This is a genomic window from Diplocloster modestus (genome assembly GCF_019042245.1).
GTDB classification, from domain to species: Bacteria; Bacillota; Clostridia; order Lachnospirales; family Lachnospiraceae; genus Diplocloster; species Diplocloster modestus.
Map to the genome: position 1 here is coordinate 1 of NZ_JAHQCX010000047.1, position 370 is coordinate 370.

At 55.9% G+C, this 370-nt stretch carries 1 protein-coding gene; it reads left to right on the top strand.

The features are described from left to right. Positions 1-370 (top strand): pyruvate formate lyase family protein (locus tag KTH90_RS24745; protein ID WP_238727626.1); only part of this gene is annotated, 370 nt, incomplete at both ends.

The window sequence follows — 370 nt, forward strand, 5'->3', positions numbered from 1 at the left end:
GCTATCAGGAAGCGGAGGACGCGTTCATAGACCAGATGAAGTACTACATTAAGATGGAAGCGATCCTGGAAAACACCATCGACCAGGTATGGGAAGAGAAACTGGAAGAGCCGATGGCAGCGATCTTCGCCTGTCCGACCACGACGATCCCGCGAGGTAAACCAATCAAGCAGGGCGGCGCGAAATACGACCTGACCGGACAGCAGACCATCGGAACGGCAAACGTGGCAAACAGCCTCTATGTCATCCGGAAGCTGATTTTTGAAGATAAGGTGGTTACAGGCGCCCAGTTACAGCACGCGCTGGAGACGAACTGGCAGGATGAGACGACGGTGCCCACCGGCCCGCAGATCAAGGCGATGTGCCTTGC